Source organism: Streptomyces sp. NPDC099050 (genome assembly GCF_044759865.1).
GTDB lineage: Bacteria > Actinomycetota > Actinomycetes > Streptomycetales > Streptomycetaceae > Streptomyces.
Window position 1 is genome coordinate 59,184 of record NZ_JBIWAE010000004.1, and the last position, 16,378, is coordinate 75,561.

At 69.7% G+C, this 16,378-nt stretch carries 15 protein-coding genes; 5 read left to right on the forward strand and 10 right to left on the reverse strand.

Translation table 11 applies throughout. The annotated features are described in order from the left end of the window. Positions 1-14: 14 nt before the first annotated feature. On the reverse strand, positions 15-4,589 hold the full coding sequence (locus ACIQV3_RS08295; protein WP_403710983.1) for a HAMP domain-containing protein: 4,575 nt from the start codon (positions 4,587-4,589) through the stop codon (positions 15-17). A gap of 313 nt (positions 4,590-4,902) precedes the next feature. On the opposite strand from ACIQV3_RS08295, the gene ACIQV3_RS08300 reads away from it, so the two are divergent. The 3 genes from ACIQV3_RS08300 (at position 4,903) to ACIQV3_RS08310 (ending at position 8,706) form a co-directional block, all read left to right on the forward strand. After that, entirely contained in the window at positions 4,903-5,796 is an 894-nt protein-coding gene (locus ACIQV3_RS08300; RefSeq protein WP_403710985.1) for an MEDS domain-containing protein, read from the forward strand. After that, a complete protein-coding gene (locus tag ACIQV3_RS08305; protein WP_403710987.1) occupies positions 5,793-6,776 on the forward strand; it encodes an anti-sigma factor RsbA family regulatory protein in 984 nt (327 codons plus the stop codon). The genes ACIQV3_RS08300 and ACIQV3_RS08305 overlap by 4 nt, the downstream gene beginning before the upstream one ends. A 208-nt stretch (positions 6,777-6,984) precedes the next feature. Beyond that, positions 6,985-8,706 (forward strand): PP2C family protein-serine/threonine phosphatase, encoded by a 1,722-nt coding sequence (locus tag ACIQV3_RS08310; protein ID WP_403710989.1) that lies wholly within the window; start codon positions 6,985-6,987, stop codon positions 8,704-8,706. Between the two features lie 50 nt (positions 8,707-8,756). On the opposite strand, the gene ACIQV3_RS08315 is transcribed toward ACIQV3_RS08310, so the two are convergent. From ACIQV3_RS08315 to ACIQV3_RS08350, 8 genes are all read right to left on the reverse strand, one after another. Then, positions 8,757-9,719: a GNAT family N-acetyltransferase gene (locus ACIQV3_RS08315; protein ID WP_403710991.1), complete on the reverse strand. Its 963-nt coding sequence runs from the start codon at positions 9,717-9,719 to the stop codon at positions 8,757-8,759. 273 nt (positions 9,720-9,992) lie between these two features. Then, positions 9,993-10,259, reverse strand: a complete 267-nt coding sequence (locus ACIQV3_RS08320) for a DUF4235 domain-containing protein (RefSeq protein ID WP_403710993.1) — start codon at positions 10,257-10,259, stop codon at positions 9,993-9,995. Next, positions 10,256-10,759 carry a DUF3618 domain-containing protein gene (locus tag ACIQV3_RS08325; protein WP_403710995.1) on the reverse strand — a complete coding sequence of 168 codons (504 nt, stop codon included), beginning with the start codon at positions 10,757-10,759 and terminating at the stop codon, positions 10,256-10,258. Before ACIQV3_RS08325 ends, ACIQV3_RS08320 begins: the two co-directional genes overlap by 4 nt. Beyond that, on the reverse strand, positions 10,756-11,169 hold the full coding sequence (locus tag ACIQV3_RS08330) for a phage holin family protein (RefSeq protein ID WP_403710997.1): 414 nt from the start codon (positions 11,167-11,169) through the stop codon (positions 10,756-10,758). The genes ACIQV3_RS08325 and ACIQV3_RS08330 overlap by 4 nt, the downstream gene beginning before the upstream one ends. Before the next feature lie 387 nt (positions 11,170-11,556). Further along, positions 11,557-12,603, reverse strand: a complete 1,047-nt coding sequence (locus ACIQV3_RS08335) for a YihY/virulence factor BrkB family protein (protein WP_403710999.1) — start codon at positions 12,601-12,603, stop codon at positions 11,557-11,559. Positions 12,604-12,688: 85 nt separating this feature from the next. Beyond that, positions 12,689-12,874, reverse strand: a complete 186-nt coding sequence (locus ACIQV3_RS08340; RefSeq protein ID WP_403711001.1) for a hypothetical protein — start codon at positions 12,872-12,874, stop codon at positions 12,689-12,691. Between the two features lie 191 nt (positions 12,875-13,065). Beyond that, a complete protein-coding gene (locus ACIQV3_RS08345; RefSeq protein WP_403711003.1) occupies positions 13,066-13,188 on the reverse strand; it encodes a hypothetical protein in 123 nt (40 codons plus the stop codon). An 11-nt stretch (positions 13,189-13,199) separates the two neighbouring features. Continuing rightward, positions 13,200-13,934 (reverse strand): formylglycine-generating enzyme family protein, encoded by a 735-nt coding sequence (locus tag ACIQV3_RS08350; RefSeq protein ID WP_403711612.1) that lies wholly within the window; start codon positions 13,932-13,934, stop codon positions 13,200-13,202. A 940-nt stretch (positions 13,935-14,874) separates the two neighbouring features. On the opposite strand from ACIQV3_RS08350, the gene ACIQV3_RS08355 reads away from it, so the two are divergent. Continuing rightward, a complete protein-coding gene (locus ACIQV3_RS08355; protein WP_403711005.1) occupies positions 14,875-15,345 on the forward strand; it encodes a Dps family protein in 471 nt (156 codons plus the stop codon). A gap of 276 nt (positions 15,346-15,621) precedes the next feature. After that, positions 15,622-15,864, forward strand: a complete 243-nt coding sequence (locus ACIQV3_RS08360) for a helix-turn-helix domain-containing protein (RefSeq protein WP_403711007.1) — start codon at positions 15,622-15,624, stop codon at positions 15,862-15,864. A gap of 177 nt (positions 15,865-16,041) precedes the next feature. On the opposite strand, the gene ACIQV3_RS08365 is transcribed toward ACIQV3_RS08360, so the two are convergent. Further along, a complete protein-coding gene (locus tag ACIQV3_RS08365) occupies positions 16,042-16,362 on the reverse strand; it encodes a hypothetical protein (protein WP_403711009.1) in 321 nt (106 codons plus the stop codon). Between the last annotated feature and the right edge of the window lie 16 nt (positions 16,363-16,378).

Here is a 16,378-nt window from a genome sequence, read left to right on the forward strand (position 1 = left end):
TGGGGGCGGCAGGATCAGACACGGGGAGTCTTCGAGGTGTCCTGCGGGAGCCATCGCCGGAGTCGGGCGATGAGGTCGTTGGCGTCGACGGGCTTGGTGACGTAGTCACTCGACCCCGAAGCGAGGCTCTTCTCCCGGTCGCCGGGCATGGCCTTCGCGGTGACCGAGATGATGGGCAGGTCGGCATACTCGGGCATGCGGCGGATCTCCGCGGTGGCAGCGTATCCGTCGAGCTCGGGCATCATGACGTCCATCAGGATCAGGTCAATGCCGGGGGTACTGGTGAGGGTTTCGATGCCCTTGCGGCCGTTCTCGGCGTGGAGCACCCGGATGCCGTGAAGTTCGAGGATGCCGCTGATGGCGTACAGGTTGCGGGGGTCGTCGTCGACCACCAGGACGGAGCGGTCCGCGAGGCTGGCGTCGGCGAAGGCGTTGTCCGGTTCCGGGAGCGCGCTCTGGAACCGCGCGGCCGGCAGGACGTCGCCCAGGTGGTCGACCGAGAGGTGCAAGGTGATCCGCTCGCGCAGTTCGTCCAGGCTGGTGAACACTTCGAGCGGCCGGCCCACGGTCTGTGCGGTGATTTCCTGCTTCTGTGCCCGGGACATGCGCCGGTTGTCGTGGGCCAGGACCGGCAGGGACGACAGCGCCGTGTCTCCTGCGAGGGCTTGGAGGAAGGCCTGCGCCTGACCGTTGGCATCCAGTTCGAGAACGACACAGTGGAACGGCGACTGTGCGAGCAGGGTGGCGGCGTCCACGGCGGTCACGGCAGTCAGGACCTCGACCCCGTCGGCCGGCGGGCTGGAGGGGCTGCCGGCGAGGTCGGCGGCGGCGCTTTCGGCGACGAGGCTCAGGAGGCCGTGGCTGCGCTCCTCGATCACCAGGAGCTTTCGGGGGTGACCGTCCTTCGCTCCGGTCTCATCGCTGCCGCCGGGCCGGCCGGCCTGGTGCGGGACTGCTTGCTGCTCGAGGGCGGGGGCTTCCCCGGTGATCGGTTCGATGGACTCGGCGCGTGCGACGGGCAGGTACAGCGTGAAGGTCGATCCCTGGCCGGGCGCACTGCGGGCGGTGACGACGCCTCCGAGGAGCCGGGCGATTTCCCTGGTGATGGAGAGGCCGAGTCCGGTACCGCCGTACCTGCGGCTGGTCGTGCCGTCGGCCTGCTGGAACGCGGCGAAGATGACCTCCAGCTGCTCTTCGGGGATACCGATTCCGGTGTCGATGACCCTGAAGGCCACGACTGAGCCCGACTGAGCCAGTTCCAGGGGGAGTTCGGCGGTGTCGGCCGGTTCGATCTGGACCCGCACCCGGCCCTGTTCGGTGAACTTCACGGCGTTGGAGAGCAGGTTCCGCAGGATCTGCTGCAGCCGGGCGTCGTCGGTGAGCAGATCCGCCGGCGCCCCGGCCGCTGTCGTCACCTCGAAGGTGAGGCCCTTCTGGGTGGTCAGCGGCCGGAAGGTGGCTTCGACGTAGTCGAGGAGCTGCTTGAGCGAGACCCGTTCCAGGTTGATGTCCATCTTTCCCGCCTCGACCTTCGAGAGGTCGAGGATGTCGTTGATGAGCTGGAGCAGGTCGGATCCGGCCGAGTGGATGATGCCCGCGTACTCGACCTGCTTGGGGGTCAGGTTGCGGCTGGGGTTCTGCGAGAGCAACTGGGCCAGGATGAGGAGGCTGTTGAGCGGAGTGCGCAGTTCGTGGCTCATGTTGGCCAGGAACTCCGACTTGTACTTCGAGGCCAGGGAGAGTTGCTGGGCGCGGTCCTCGAGTTCTTGCCGGGCCTGCTCGATCTCCAGGTTCTTCGTCTCGATGTCGCGGTTCTGGGTGGCGAGGAGGGCCGCCTTCTCCTCCAGTTCGGCGTTGGAGCGCTGGAGTTCGTCCTGCTGGACCTGCAGCTGTCCGGAGCGGGCCTGCAGCTCGACGGTGAGGCGCTGGGATTCGCCGAGGAGTTCGTCAGTGCGGGCGTTGGCCACGATGGTGCTCACGTTGACGCCGACCGTTTCCATCAGGCGGCCGAGGAAGTCACGGTGGACGGGGGTGAACGTGGTGAAGGACGCGAGTTCGATGACGCCCAGGACCTGGTCCTCCACGAGGATGGGAAGCACGATCAGGCTGGCCGGGGTGGCGCTGCCGAGTCCTGAGGAGATCAGATAGCCCGGCGGGACGTGCTCGGTGGCGAGGATGCGGCGGGAGCGGGCGGCTTGTCCCACGAGTGTCTCGCCATGGCGTACCCGGGGGGCGGCGGGGCTGTCCGCGGGTCGGCCGAAGGATCCGATGAGCGTCAGCCAGGTTTCGCCGCCGTGGTCCTCGGCGAGGTAGAAGGCTCCGTAGCTCGCGTCGACCAGCGGGGTCAGCTCGTCCATCACGAGTTCCGCGACGACGGCGAGGTCCCGGTGGCCCTGCATCAGCCCGGAGATCTGCGCCAGGTTCGACTTGAGCCAGTCCTGTACCTGGTTGGCGCGGGTGGTCTCGCGGAGCGAGCCGACCATGGAGTTGATGTTGTCCTTGAGTTCGGCGACCTCGCCCGAGGCGTCGACGGTGATCGAGCGGGTCAGGTCGCCCTCGGCGACCGCGCTGGCCACCTCGGCGATGGCCCGGACCTGACGGGTCAGGTTGCCGGCCAGCTCGTTGACGTTCTCCGTCAGGCGCTTCCACGTACCGGAGACGCCCTCGACCTCGGCCTGACCGCCGAGGCGGCCCTCGCTGCCCACTTCACGGGCGACGCGGGTGACCTCGGCGGCGAAGGCGGAGAGCTGGTCGACCATCGTGTTGATGGTGGTCTTCAGCTCCAGGATCTCCCCGCGGGCGTCCACGTCGATCTTCTTCGACAGGTCGCCGTTGGCGACGGCCGTGGTGACGAGGGCGATGTTGCGGACCTGGCCGGTGAGGTTGTTGGCCATGGAGTTGACGTTGTCCGTGAGGTCCTTCCAGGTACCCGCCACGTTGGGGACGCGGGCCTGGCCGCCGAGCCGGCCTTCGGTACCGACCTCTCGTGCCACGCGGGTGACCTCGTCGGCGAACGCCGACAGGGTGTCCACCATCGTGTTGATCACTTCGGCGAGCGCGGCGACCTCGCCCTTCGCTTCTACCGTGATCTTCTGCGAGAGGTCGCCGCGGGCGACGGCGGTGGCCACCTGGGCGATGGAACGCACCTGACCGGTCAGGTTGGACGCCATGACGTTGACGTTGTCGGTGAGGTCCTTCCAGGTCCCGGAGACGCCCCGGACCGTGGCCTGACCGCCAAGATTGCCCTCGGTGCCGACCTCGCGGGCCACCCGGGTCACCTCGTCGGCGAACGCGGAGAGCTGGTCGACCATCGTGTTGATGGTCTCCTTCAGCTCCAGGATCTCCCCGCGGGCATCGACCCGGATCTTCTGCGAAAGATCACCCTGCGCCACCGCCGTGGTGACCTCGGCGATGGAACGCACCTGAGCGGTCAGGTTGTCGGCCATGAAGTTCACCGAGTCGGTGAGGTCCCGCCAGGTCCCGGAGACACCCTTGACATCCGCCTGCCCGCCGAGGCGGCCATCGGTGCCCACCTCGCGCGCGACGCGGGTGACCTCGTCGGCGAACGCGGACAGCTGGTCGACCATCGTGTTGATCGTCGTCTTGAGTTCGAGGATCTCACCGCGGGCATCGACCCGGATCTTCTGCGAAAGATCACCCTGCGCCACCGCCGTGGCGACTTCGGCGATCGAGCGCACCTGCGCAGTCAGGTTCCCGGCCATGAAGTTCACCGAGTCGGTGAGGTCCCGCCAGGTCCCGGAGACACCCTTGACATCCGCCTGCCCGCCGAGGCGGCCATCGGTACCGACCTCGCGGGCCATCCTGGTGACCTCGTCGGCGAACGCGGACAGCTGGTCGACCATCGTGTTGATGGTGTTCTTGAGTTCGAGGATCTCACCGCGGGCGTCGACGGCGATCTTCTGGGACAGGTCGCCCCTCGCCACGGCCGTGGTCACCTGGGCGATGTTGCGGACCTGATCGGTGAGGTTACCTGCCATGAAGTTCACCGAGTCGGTGAGGTCGCGCCAGACACCGGCCACGCCGGGGACCTCGGCCTGGCCGCCGAGCCGGCCCTCGCTGCCCACCTCGCGCGCGACCCGGGTCACCTCGTCCGCGAAGGAAGAGAGCTGGTCCACCATGGTATTGACGGTGTCCTTCAGCTCGAGGATCTCGCCTCGGGCCGCGACATCGATCTTCTGCGACAGGTCTCCCCGGGCCACCGCGGTGGCAACCTGGGCGATGTCACGCACCTGCGTGGTCAGGTTGCCGGCCATCGCGTTCACGGAGTCCGTGAGATCAGCCCAGGTCCCCGAGACGCCCGGCACCTCGGCCTGCCCTCCCAGAGTGCCCTCGGTGCCCACTTCCCGGGCGACCCGAGTCACCTCTGAGGTGAAGAGCGAAAGCTGATCGACCATGCCGTTGAAGACGGTCGCGATCTCACCGAGCAGCCCCTGGGACTCCTCCGGCAGGCGCGTGCCGAAGTCACCGTCGCGCACAGCTGTCAGACCGGCCAGCAGCTGCCGCAGTTCCGGTTCGCCTACCTCACCCGGCGGCTTGACGCCCGCACCAGACACCGTCGACTCGACCATCTTTACCCCATTCCATCTGGCCAGGCCACGAAGCCTCTGCGAGCCAAGTTCACCACATTCCATTCGACGCAAGGGCCGGGAGGGTGAAGATCTGGGAAGGGCCGGGCGCCCATGGCCACCAGCCCCGCCGCGCCGTCGGCAGGCGGGAGAGACCTCCGCGAACAGGCGAGAGAGCCTCCGCAACAGGGACTCCGGCGTCAGACGGCATACCTGGACCGGGTATCATTGTCGGCGGCTTGGAACACCGTCCGCAGACGGTGGGACGAGCCATTTCCACGCGGCTCGCGAGCCAGGGGCGGACGGTGAGGAAACGATGATCGCGCAGGGCGGCAGGGAGCGGCCGGTCCACAGCCTGGGCCATGGCGATCACGTGTGTCTGACGTTCGCCGACGATTCCGAGCAGCGCCGGGTGGTCACCGCCTACGTGTCCGATGGGCTGAAGCGCGGTGAGCGAGTGATGTATCTCGCAGACCGGCAGAAGCCTGCCGTGGTGCTCGACTGGCTCCGGTCGGCACAGATGGATCCGGACGCCGCCTTGTCCAGCGGACAGCTGCAGGTGGTCACCGCCGGCGACGGCTACCTGGTCGCGGGACGTTTCGACGCCACGGCAATGGCGGCGACGCTGCGGCAGGAGATGGCAAGCGCCGCGGCATCTGGTTTCAAGGGATTCCGGGTCAGCGGTGAAATGAGCTGGGCTCTACGCGAGATCGCCGGCGCGGACCAGCTCGCCGCATACGAGACCGTGGTCAATTCGGTCTTCCAGGGCCAGCCCGCTTCAGCCGTCTGCCAGTACGATGCCCGCCTCTTCCACCCCGCTCAACTGCGGACCTACGACCACTGCCACCCGGGCACCGTGGAACTCTCCCCGCTCTACGAGGACGAACTGCTGCGGATCGTGCCCGCCTTCGAGGAAGGGGAACGCACGATGCGCGTGATCGGCACCGTGGACTACCGCACCACCGACGCTCTGACCGCGGTCCTGGACGCCACCCACGACTGGGCCGGTGACGTGCGGGTGGACATGAGCGCGCTCGAGTTCATCGACCTGGCCGGCCTGCGCGCTCTGGCGCACACCGCGGAGCGATACGAGCCGGGCCGCCACATGCGGGTGGTGGAACTCGCCCCGCTGCTGTGCCAGGTGATAGCCGTGGCCGGCTTGGACCAGCAGGACGCCCTGGTCGTCACCTCCCCGGGAGCCTCGGCATGAGCAGCGTGGTCGACGTGACCGCCCCGCGGCCAGAGCGGACCCCCCGGTTGGTGCACCAAGGCCTGGTCTACGGGTCCGACGAGGCGTTCTTGGCCGCGACCGTCCCGTTCTGCCTGGACGGCCTCAATCAGGACGAGGCGGTCCTCGCCGTCACCACGCCCGCCAACATCGACCTGCTGCGTCAGCAACTCGGCAGTGCCGCCGGCGCAGTGCAGTTCATCGCGGCCGACGACTGGTACCAGACGCCCGGCAGCACCCTCGGCGCCTACTACCGCTACGTCGACGAACGCACCGCCACTGGGCGCCATCCCCAGGTCCGCGTGATCGGTGAGCCCGTCTGGCACGGCCTCGACGCGTTGGAAACCGACGAGTGGACCCGTTACGAGGCCGTCATCAACCTCGCCTTCGCCCACTGCCCGGCCTGGATCGTCTGCCCCTACGACACACGGACGGTCCCCGACCAGATCGTCGCCGACGCCCGCCGCACGCACCCGCAGCTGGTGACCGGCCCGGCCGCCGAAACAAGCGGTCACTACGCCCCTCCCCAGGGCGCCGCCTGGCACCGGAACCCGTCACCGGTTCCTGCTCCGGCAAGCAACGCCACGATGCCCTTCGGCACCGACCTGCACCACGTGCGCTCGTTCGTCGCCCGGCATTCCGCGCAGCTGGGGATGTCCGCTCAGGGGGCGGAGCGTTTGGCTTTCGCCGTCAACGAAGTGGCCACCAACGCTGCCCAGCACGGCGCAGGGCGTGGCGAAGTCTCGGTGTGGCGTACGGGGCACAAGGTCATCTGCGAGATCAGCGACCCCGGCCCCGTCCGCTTCCCTGCCGATGCCGGGTGGACCCTCGGCTACCTGCCACCGGATCCCAGGCAGCCCCGCGGGCACGGCCTGTGGACCGTGCGCCAGTTGTGCGATCTGGTCGAAGTCCACACCGGCGGCCCGGACACGGTCGTTCGCCTCCACTTGAACCTTTTCTGAATCACCCGGCCGGTCAGTCAGGGAATCAGGAGACCGGGTCGGATGGGCTGCCGCACAGCTACGTGCGTGTGCCCCGCTCCGCCCACACCGCACTGGACCGATCGGGGGAACCGCGAGACTGCAGGCTCTGGAGACGGGCGGCCGACGGAAGCAAACAGTGACAAGGTCCTAGAGCGTCCGCATTCCGTCCGCTTCCTTGTGAGGAACGATGTCGCCTTTGATCCCGCAGGACCCGGGCTCGCTGAAGGAACTCCTCGCGCGTGAGGTCGCGGCCCTGCGCACGGCCGTCGTCAACGCCGCGGGCGTGCGGCCGGACGACGGGGCGCCCGCGTCCGCTCCGCCGGACGGACCGCCGCGGACGTGCGCCTGCGGCGGGGGCGACGGCCCGGGGCACTCCTGCGGCGACGGGCCGGAAGGCCACGATCCGTGGGCGTGCGTATGCGCCACGCTGCCCGCCATCCCCGTGTCAGCCGCGTTGCTCGTACCCGTCCGGGACGACGCCGGCCGGACCGTGGATTTCACGGTCCGGGCCGGGAACCACGTCCGTCCTGCCCGGTGGCTGGAGTCACCGGACCGGCACGTGGGCAGCAAACTGCGAGACGTCCAGCCGGGGGCCGCCGCCGGCGGACTCGTCGACGCGCTGGACGACGTGCTCCGGACGGGGCGCGCCCTGAAGACGCTGGCGGTGGATTACACCGAGCGGCGCGGGGACGGCTTGCACCGCACGCAGTTGCTGTACGAGGCCGCCTCCTGCGGGGACAACGTACTGGCGACCTGGCGGCCCGCCCACGACCGTGCGGAACTGCTGTCGCGCGACGCGCAGTACATCGCGTCCATGGGCTGGGGCACCTGGGACCTGCTCTCGGGGGACACCGTCTGGTCGGAAGGGCTGTGCTCGCTCTTCCGTACCGACGCGGCGCGGCCGCTGTCGCTGGAGGACCTCTGCGACGCCGTTCTGCTGGAGGACGTACCCCGTTTCGGGAAGCTGCTGACAGGCCTGCTCGACGGCGAGGAGCCGCCCGGGGCCGAGATCCGCTTCAGCGTGCTGGGCGAGATCCGCACCCTGCACCTGGTGGGCCGTCCCGTCCTCTCCACGGACGGGCTCGTGTGGTCGGTGCACCTCATCGCCCGCGACCTCACGACGCAGGTCCGCAGCAGGCAACGGCTCGCGGCGACGCGGCGCCAGTCGGAGCGACTGCGCGAGGAAGCAGCCGCCGAGCGGCGGGTGGCCTCGGTGCTGAGGGAGGCCCTGATGCCGACCCACTCGGCGGTCCTCGCCGGGCTCGGGCTCTCCGTGGCGGCCGCCTACGTTCCTGCGGAATCGGAGGCGGCCGTCGGCGGCGACTGGTACAAGTGCCGCCTGCTGCCCGACGGCCGCGGCCTGCTCGCCATCGGCGACGCCTGCGGACACGGCCTGGGCGCCGTCGCCCGGATGGCGCAGCAGCGACACGCCCTGGCCGGACTCGCCCACGCGCCGGGAACCCACGCCGGCCAGCTCACCACTTGGCTCAACGAACTCCTGTGCGGCGACCCGGCAGCCCAAACCGCGACCGGGATCATCGGACACGTCGACGCCCAGCGCAACTTCCGCTGGGCTTGCGCGGGCCATCCGGCACCGCTCCTGCTGCGCGACGGTCGAGCGACGGCCCTCGACACCGACCACCGCGGGCCGCTGTTCGGCATGCTGCCCGGCCACGAGTACGCCACCGCCACCCTGGCGCTCCGCCCGGGCGACCTCCTGCTGCTCTACACCGACGGCATGGTCGAACGGCGCGGGGAGGACATCACCACGGGCATCGACGCCCTCCTCGCGGAGCTGGTGGCGTGCGACGGCCTCACCGCCCAGGATGCCCTCGACCGCATCATGGCCGCGTACACGCCGGAAACCCACGAGGACGACACCTGCCTGCTGGCCATCCGGCTGGACTGACCACCCGGACGCGTGGGTTGACGCGGATACCGTCTGTGGCCGGGACCGCCTCACCGGTTCATTAGCGCGGGCAGGAGTTCGGCCTCGGCCCATTCCCGGAACGGCTCCTGCCGGTCGCCGCCGATCTGGACGAGGGCGACCTCATCGGCAGCGGCTCGGCTGAGGTCCAGCCTTTCGGACGACGGCTCGTATCCAGCTGCCCTGTAGGCGGCGACGGCGGCAGCGTTCGAGGTCGGAGTGCTGACGAGTGCGCTTGATGCACCCATTTCACGCAGCACCGCCGCAGCGGCGACGCTGATCGCCGTCCCGTAGCCGCGACCGCGATGGGCGGCGTGCACGCCCACGGGCTCCAGCAGGCCGGGCTTGCCGGGCCCGGCCGACCAGACCGTCGCCGCGGCCACCGCGTTGTCCTGGTCGTCGTAGCCGATCAGGCAGCGGGCGTCGGCGTAGACCGGCCCGCCTGCGAGGACGTGCCACATCTCCTCGGTGAACGCCGGGCTGCCGAACGCCGAGCGATGCACCGCGGTCCGCACCCCCGCCGTCTCCGGACCGGCCACCTCGATCCGCAGGCCGGAGTCCTTCACCGGCTCGGCGAGGTCGTGGTGCAGCGGCGTCCACGCCTCGTCCAGAATCCAGCCCGCCTCCAAGAGGACCTCGCGGAGCAGGGCGCCGTTGGGGATTTCGAGGCCGACCTTCCCGGGCGGCAGGACCCCGCGCTCCGGATCATCGAGGTCCGCCAGCAGCCGGCGCGCCAGATCACCGTCCTGTCGCAGATCCGGCGCGGTCGTCAGGCGCAGCACATCAGGATCGTCCAGGTATCCGACGGCAATGATCCGGCCGTCCACGCTCCAGGTGCGGACGGCCGCGGCCAGCCTCTCCGCGCCCAGCGCCCAGGCCCAGCCGAGGTCTCCCGGATGGAGTTGCAGCGGCGTGCGGTCGTCCTGCCATACGCGGAGGGCATCCACGACCCCGGTCAGCCCATCGACGCCGGGCTCGTTCAGAGCGATCGTCATGTCCCGCATCTGACACCCTCGCGGCGACCGGCCGCACCTGGTTTTACTCGGCCGGTCAGGTCGACAGGACACGCCCTGGCCAATCCCGATTCTGGGTACATCGCGCGCAGGGGCGGCGCCGAACGAGGAAACCAGCGTCCGACACCACGCGGTCGTGACCACACCCGCCCCGCCGAGGGTGGGTGCTGTCCGATGCCATGGGACGCACCGCACTGGCCATGAGGACGCCCATAGTGCCGGCCCGCTCGTGGAAGGTGGCCGGCACCGCTCCGGTCAGCCCGGCCAAGTACCCGTCAGGCGCCGTATGGCCACCGCTCCCGACCGGTCGACCGAGGCTTTGACCACGGCGAAGATCGCGCCTTGGATGGCCGCGGCGAGCAGAATCTGCTTCCAGGGCCGGTCCTCATCGGTGGCGTCGGGAGCGTCGCCCTCGCCTTCGAGGACCTTCCAGGCCTGCTTGAACGCGGCACCCGCGATCAAGCCGCTCACGGCGCCGAGGGCCAGCCCGACCGGCTTGTAGGCGAACTTGGCCGTGTTCACCGGCGGCGTCCTCGGCTGCGGCGCACCAGCAGGAGGATGATCACGGCGGCTCCCACCGCGAGGAGCGGGGTGCGGTTGACGCGTGCGACGGTCGCGGCTTGTTCGGCCTTCTCCCGGAGCGGGTCGGGCGTCTTGTCCACCGCGTACTGGCCCGCCTTGGCCGCGCTCTCCCGTACCTGTGCCGCGGCCTGCGCGGCCTTCTCCAGGACGGGGCCGGGCGTCTTGTCCTGCAGGAGCCGGGCGGCTTGCTCTGCCCTCTCCCGGACCTGGCCGGAGACCAGGGCTGCCTGCTCGGCGGCCTGGTCCTTGACGGCGGCCGTCTTCTCCTTCGCCCGGGCCTTGATGTCAGCCTTCGCGGCGAGGGCCTCGACGGTCTGGCCCAGCTCGTCACGGGTGCGCTCGACCTGCGCGCGCAGTTCTGCGGAGCCGTTGGCGCCGGAGCCGGGGGCAGGGGTGCCGGGGGCAGTGGTGCCGATGTTGGTTCGGGCGTCGTCATTCATCGGTGGGCTTTCTCCTTGATCTCGGCCAGGTCGGCCTTGACGCTGTCGATGGTCTGTTCGGGAGCCGGGGGGCCGGCCTGCGCGATCTGCTTCTTCCCGGCCAGCGCGGCCACTGCCGCCACGAGCCCCAGGACCCCGGTGATGATGAGGGCCGAGGCCCACACCGGGAGGACCAGCGCGAGCGCGGCGATACAGGTCGCGGCCAGGGCCTGGAGCGCCAGGATGCCGAGGAGTCCTGCGGCGCCGAAGAGGCCGCCGCCCTTGCCGTAACGCTTGCCCTTCTGGGACATCTCCGCCCGGGCCAGCTGCATCTCTTCGCGCACCAGCTCGGAAATCTGCTGCGATGCGCGTGAGACCAGCACGGCCACCGAGTCATCGGAGGCGCGGGGCTCTCGTTCTGCCGTACTCATGATGGGGACACCTTGCCTTCCTGCAATCCGGTGCAACGAGCGACACGACGATCAGGTGCTCTTGTCAGTGCCACCCGTGGTGTCTTGGATTGGGGCACCCGAGTTGCGTTTGACCGAGTGGCGATCAGCACGAAGTGATAACCCTGGGCAGGCTGGTGCCGGACCTCAAAGCGCGCCGCCAAGGCGGGACCTCCTTGTCGAGATGGCAATGTCTTCGTCATGGCGCGACTACCCCGCAATGGCCCCGCCACCCGCACGGCAGTCGGCATCGCAGAAAGACGGGGTCGGCATCTGTCAAAGGTGCAGCCGATATCCCCCATCGGGCGGCCCAAGCCGATCCCCGAGCGGCCACCGCGTGCTGGTCTCACGGGCGAGCGTTGAGGGGGGTCAGTGCTTCATGCGCCGTCGATCGCCGTCACTCCAGGCACGGGTGTCGCGGGGTTCGACGTACGGTTCCTCGTCCTCGGGCAGCCCGCCGGCGATCGCGCGCTGGCGAACCATTTCGGCATCGAATTCCAGGCCGAGGAGGATCGCAAGGTTGGTGATCCACAGCCAGACCAGGAACACGATCACGCCGGCGAGGGTGCCGTAGGTCTTGTTGTAGGAGGCGAAGTTCGCGACGTAGAACGCGAAGCCCGCCGAAGCGGTCATCCAGATGACCAGCGCCAGGAAACTGCCCGGCGTCACCCACCTGAATCCACGGCCCTTCGCGTTCGGGGCGGCCCAGTAGAGGATCGCGATCATCATCGTGACCAGGAGAACCAGCACCGGCCACTTAGCGATCGACCACACGGTCAGTGCGGTGTCCCCCACCCCCAGTGCGGCGCCGGCCTGCCGTGCCAGGGAGCCGGAGAAGACGACGATGAGCGCGCTGGCGCAGGCCAGGACCATCAGCGTGACGGTGAGGGCCAGGCGCAGCGGGAGGACCTTCCACACGGGGCGGCCTTCGGGCACGTCGTAGACGGCGTTCGAGGTACGGATGAACGCGGCGACGTAGCCGGACGCCGACCACACGGCGACGACCAGGCCGACGACCGCCAGGACCGAGCCGACCCCGGAGTGGCCCTGGAGCTGCTGCACGGCGTCGCTGACCACGTCGCGCGCCGAGCCGGGAGCGAGCTTCTGGAGGTTGTCCAGGACCCGTTCCGTCGCGGACTCCCCGGCGATGCCCAGCAGGGACACCAGCACCAGCAGGGCCGGGAAGAGCGCCAGGACCCCGTAGTAGGTGAGCGCCGCGGCCCGGTCGGTGAGTTCGTCGTCCTTGAACTCCTCCACGGTGCCGCGCAGCACCGCCTTCCAGGACCGCTTCGGCAGCTCGGTGGGCCGGTCGGGCGCCCGATCCACCACCTGCGGGTCCGGTCCAGGCGTACTCGCGCGGCCGGTTTCCTCGCGCTCCTGCTCCCTGCCCGGGTCGGGTTTCGGTGTGCGTGTCATACCTCGCGCCTATCCAGCGCAGCGCCACTCATGTCAGCGAAGGCACGTTGAAGTGCTCTCCCGGCCGAAGCCGGGAGATTCCCGCTCACCTTGCGGCAGCGGGCTTGACGCCCTTGGCGCGCCTGACGACTGCCCTCCCGGCAGCCGGGACGAGCGCGAGGCCCCTCCGGTACCGGTGCAAGACGTTGCGGGCCGCGTTGTGGTCGGCGTTGCCCGACCAACCCTTGTGCAGGGTGCCGCCCTCGACGGTTCCCCTGGCTGACTTGACCATGTTCGTGATCGTGAGTGCTTCGACCACGACCGTGCCGTAGGTACGGGCGATGGCGGTGGTCGTCTGGTGCTGCCAGCGATCTGGTCGTCGGTGCGGTGCAGCCGGCGGCTGGCGTGCTCACCGGGCTTGCGGTGCTGCTTGCGCTGCGTGACCGGTTGGCTCCGTTCACTTCAACCGGTTCCGGCTCAACTTCACGTCAGGGTGCGGGCCTGCCTGTCGATGCGGAAGGCCTGTTCGGCGAAGCCGGGCCTCTTGCCGGCCAGCTGTGAATGCACAGTCTTGAGGGGATGCCGCCCGTCATGCGATGTCGGCATGGTGCACCGTTCTACGCGGCCGGTGCCGCCAGGCGAAAGCCCACGCCGATCGCTTCAAGGTCCGGCTCGTAGGCACCGTGGCGGCGGGCGCACCGGGCCAGGTCCCGGTCGTGGCGGAAGGCGCCGCCACGGGTGATGTGCCGGTCGAAGGCCCATGCCTCGGTGCTCGGCACCTCTGCGGGTGCACCGGGGTAGGGGGCGTAGGGGGTAGCGGTCCGCTCGTCGGCGTTACCCGCCATGTCCAGCACGCCGAAGGGGCCGGCTCCGTCGGGAAACGAGCCGACCGGCGTCGTGGTGCCGATACCGAGGTCCACCAGATTGGCCAGGCCGGTGCGGTACTCCTCACCCCACGGGAACTCCCGGCCGTCGTCACCCCGCGCTGCACGCTCCCACTCGTCCTCCGTGGGCAGCCGCACATCGAGGCCGAGCCGTTCCCCGAGCCACCGGCAGTAGGCCGTTGCCGCCTCCCAGGCGACCCCGATGACCGGGTGGTCCGCAGGCCCCTGTGGGGCCGGGCGGCCGGTGGCCGCCGCGAAGAGGGCCCACTGGCCGACCGTGACCGGGGTGCGGGCGATCCGGAACGCCGGGATGTGGATCTCCGCGCGCGGGGCTTCTTTCGCGTACCACTCCACCGGCACCCCCGTGTCCGCGTAGCGGCGGGCCACTGCCGCCACCTCGTCGACCGGCGTACCTCGACGCAGCAACCCGGTCGGAATCTCTACCCAGTTCACTTGCTCCACCCGCATGGCTCCTCCTCGGCTCGAGCGGACAACCCCCATGATCGCCTTGGTGGTCGGGGCGGGCCTCGGCCGATGGGCCCATCTCGACAGCGACCTTGGAACCAGGACTTCGGGCCACGCACCAGCTGCGCTCCGGCACAACGAGCGGTGCACGTGCGCGTGTACCGGGCGGAGCATCGTCATGTGTACGCCGACAACGTGTTCGGTGGGCTGGAATCCCTGCGTGGCCAGTCCCTCCTGGATGCGGTCGAGGGCGTCGATGTCCCGCTCGGGCGCCGGCCGAGTGGGGACCTGGACGATCACGTTCGGGCCGATCTCGTCGCACGTCTCGGTCTGGTGGTCGCGGTAGCCGATCCAGTCCCGCTGTCCGGCAGCAGTGACCTTCTGTCTGTACCGGGCCTCGGGATCATGCGGGGTGACGATCTCCATGCCCGACCACGGCACTCGCGCCGAAGCGGGATCGGGTCGGTCGTCCACCGATGCCCTGCCCGTGTTGCGGCGCTCGGTCGTCCTGCGGCCGGTCCGGCCCCGGCTGGATTTCGGTCCCCGCCAGCGCAGTCGGCCATCCTCATCGAGGCTCATCGAGCCAATACCGCTGGCCCCAGACCTGCCGCAGGACCTCGACGGCGGGCACTTCCCGCAGGCCGGATCGGGCATCGGCGTCGTTGACGGCCCGCAGGTGTGCATGCCGTCCTCGCCGACCCGCAGGACGTGGGCGATCAGGGCATCACCTCCGAGGAAGCCGGTCGTAGCGGACCGGGCGGCCGTAGCGGTCGTCCCAGGCCGCGGTGACAAGCCTGGCCGGCCATCCGGATCACCTCCGCAGCGTCATGTCCAGCGGCCGTAGGGCCCTCCCGAGTGGGACCAATGGAAGGGTTTGCCTCCATATCGCCGGGTAGGCGGTACTGAGTTCGAATCCATCTACCCCGAGGAATGGAGACACCCCGTGTCCGTCGTCAAGAACGCCCTCCCGGAAGCCGACCTCAAGGTCGTCGGTGATGCGCTGCAGGGAGCCCTGGTGGACCTGGTCGACCTGTCGCTCGTCTCCAAGCAGGTCCACTGGAACGTGGTCGGCCCCCGCTTCCGATCAGTACACCTCCAGCTGGACGAGGTCGTCACCGCGGCCCGCACCCACTCCGACGTGGTGGCCGAGCGTGCCGCCGCCCTCGGAATCACTCCGGACGGCCGGGCCGCCACCGTGGCCTCGGCGAGTGCCATCACCGACGTACCGGAGGGCTGGGTCAGGGACGTGGACGCCGTGCGCATCCTCGTCGACGCCCTCGGCACGGTGATCACCCGGATGCGGGAGCGCATCGCAGTCACCGACGAGCCCGACCCGGTCACCCAGGACATCCTGATCGCTCTGACCGGTGAGCTCGAGAAGCATCACTGGATGTTCGCCGCCGAAAGCGCCTGAGCAGGTCAGGGCCTCGCTGATGTGTTGACCTGCGAAGTAGTGCATTTCCTGGCGTTCCGTGGCGTGACAGCACGCTCCGTGAACGTACGGAATTTCACCGGAATCCGGGGGCCAGCCGGAAGGATTCCGGAACGCCCCCCCCAGCCTGGAACAACACCTCACGAGGTCGCAGAGCGGCCGACCGCGCAGCGTTGCCCTGACTGCCATTCAGGCGGCCAGGGCAAATGCGACCGTTTGGGTACTGACACAAGATCGTTCCGGTTCGAGCGTTGTCGCGTGCCAGCTTGTCGTACTCCCCTACCCCCGTGGGTCGTAGCCCGCCGCCATCTACTCGGCGAACGGATCGCCGCCAGCCGCAGGAAGCAGCAACTGTCGCAAGACCAGCTCGCCGACCGCATTGGCCTCGAAAGACGCAGCATCCAGCGATACGAGCGCGGAGAGCGGGACCCCCGCTACTCGGATCTCCTCCTCATCGCCGACGCCCTGGCCGTTCCCGTGGAGACCCTCGTACAGCAGTGACCCCGGCCGGTGGCAGCCGGCCGGGGTCGAGCGCACGCGGTCCTAGAGGTGCCAACCCGAGGGACCGTGGCGCGTCGTGGGGTGGCAGAGCGACGCGAACGCCTCTCGCCAGCATGCCCGCTGAGCCGAGAGGGGTAGCCCCGGCCGGCAAGGGGGACGTGCCGGCCGGGGCGGTCTTCACGCGGCAGGCACGCGCAGTGCGGCCAGCCGCTCCTTGTACAGCGGGCCCGCCGCGTAGCTCGCCGCCTCCACCGACGGCGCGTACACCTCGATCAGGTGGTGCGACCGGGCCTTCAGCTCGGCGGCCCACGCGAGTGCGTGCTGCTGCGCCGATCGGCCGCACTGGCGGGGCTCGCCTGGCAGGCAGGCGGGCAGCGCGGCGCCCAGCTTGTTCGCGGCGTGCCGGACCTGTCCGGCGATGGCCGCCCACTGCTCCTCGGTCCGCTCGCTTCCGGGCGGTGCCGGCCAGCTGAGGATGACTTCGCCGTGCGGGTCCATGTGGGCCTCCAGGTGG

What these genes read in the sequence shown, in the direction of transcription:
- ACIQV3_RS08335 (WP_403710999.1), bottom strand. Translation starts at nt 12,603, where the DNA reads ATGACACGCACACCGAAACCCGACCCGGGCAGGGAGCAGGAGCGCGAG.
- ACIQV3_RS08330 (WP_403710997.1), bottom strand. Translation starts at nt 11,169, where the DNA reads ATGAGTACGGCAGAACGAGAGCCCCGCGCCTCCGATGACTCGGTGGCC.
- ACIQV3_RS08340 (WP_403711001.1), bottom strand. Translation starts at nt 12,874, where the DNA reads ATGGTCAAGTCAGCCAGGGGAACCGTCGAGGGCGGCACCCTGCACAAG.
- ACIQV3_RS08305 (WP_403710987.1), top strand. Translation starts at nt 5,793, where the DNA reads ATGAGCAGCGTGGTCGACGTGACCGCCCCGCGGCCAGAGCGGACCCCC.
- ACIQV3_RS08350 (WP_403711612.1), bottom strand. Translation starts at nt 13,934, where the DNA reads ATGCGGGTGGAGCAAGTGAACTGGGTAGAGATTCCGACCGGGTTGCTG.
- ACIQV3_RS08345 (WP_403711003.1), bottom strand. Translation starts at nt 13,188, where the DNA reads ATGCCGACATCGCATGACGGGCGGCATCCCCTCAAGACTGTGCATTCA.
- ACIQV3_RS08300 (WP_403710985.1), top strand. Translation starts at nt 4,903, where the DNA reads ATGATCGCGCAGGGCGGCAGGGAGCGGCCGGTCCACAGCCTGGGCCAT.
- ACIQV3_RS08315 (WP_403710991.1), bottom strand. Translation starts at nt 9,719, where the DNA reads ATGACGATCGCTCTGAACGAGCCCGGCGTCGATGGGCTGACCGGGGTC.
- ACIQV3_RS08325 (WP_403710995.1), bottom strand. Translation starts at nt 10,759, where the DNA reads ATGAATGACGACGCCCGAACCAACATCGGCACCACTGCCCCCGGCACC.
- ACIQV3_RS08295 (WP_403710983.1), bottom strand. Translation starts at nt 4,589, where the DNA reads ATGGTCGAGTCGACGGTGTCTGGTGCGGGCGTCAAGCCGCCGGGTGAG.
- ACIQV3_RS08365 (WP_403711009.1), bottom strand. Translation starts at nt 16,362, where the DNA reads ATGGACCCGCACGGCGAAGTCATCCTCAGCTGGCCGGCACCGCCCGGA.
- ACIQV3_RS08310 (WP_403710989.1), top strand. Translation starts at nt 6,985, where the DNA reads ATGTCGCCTTTGATCCCGCAGGACCCGGGCTCGCTGAAGGAACTCCTC.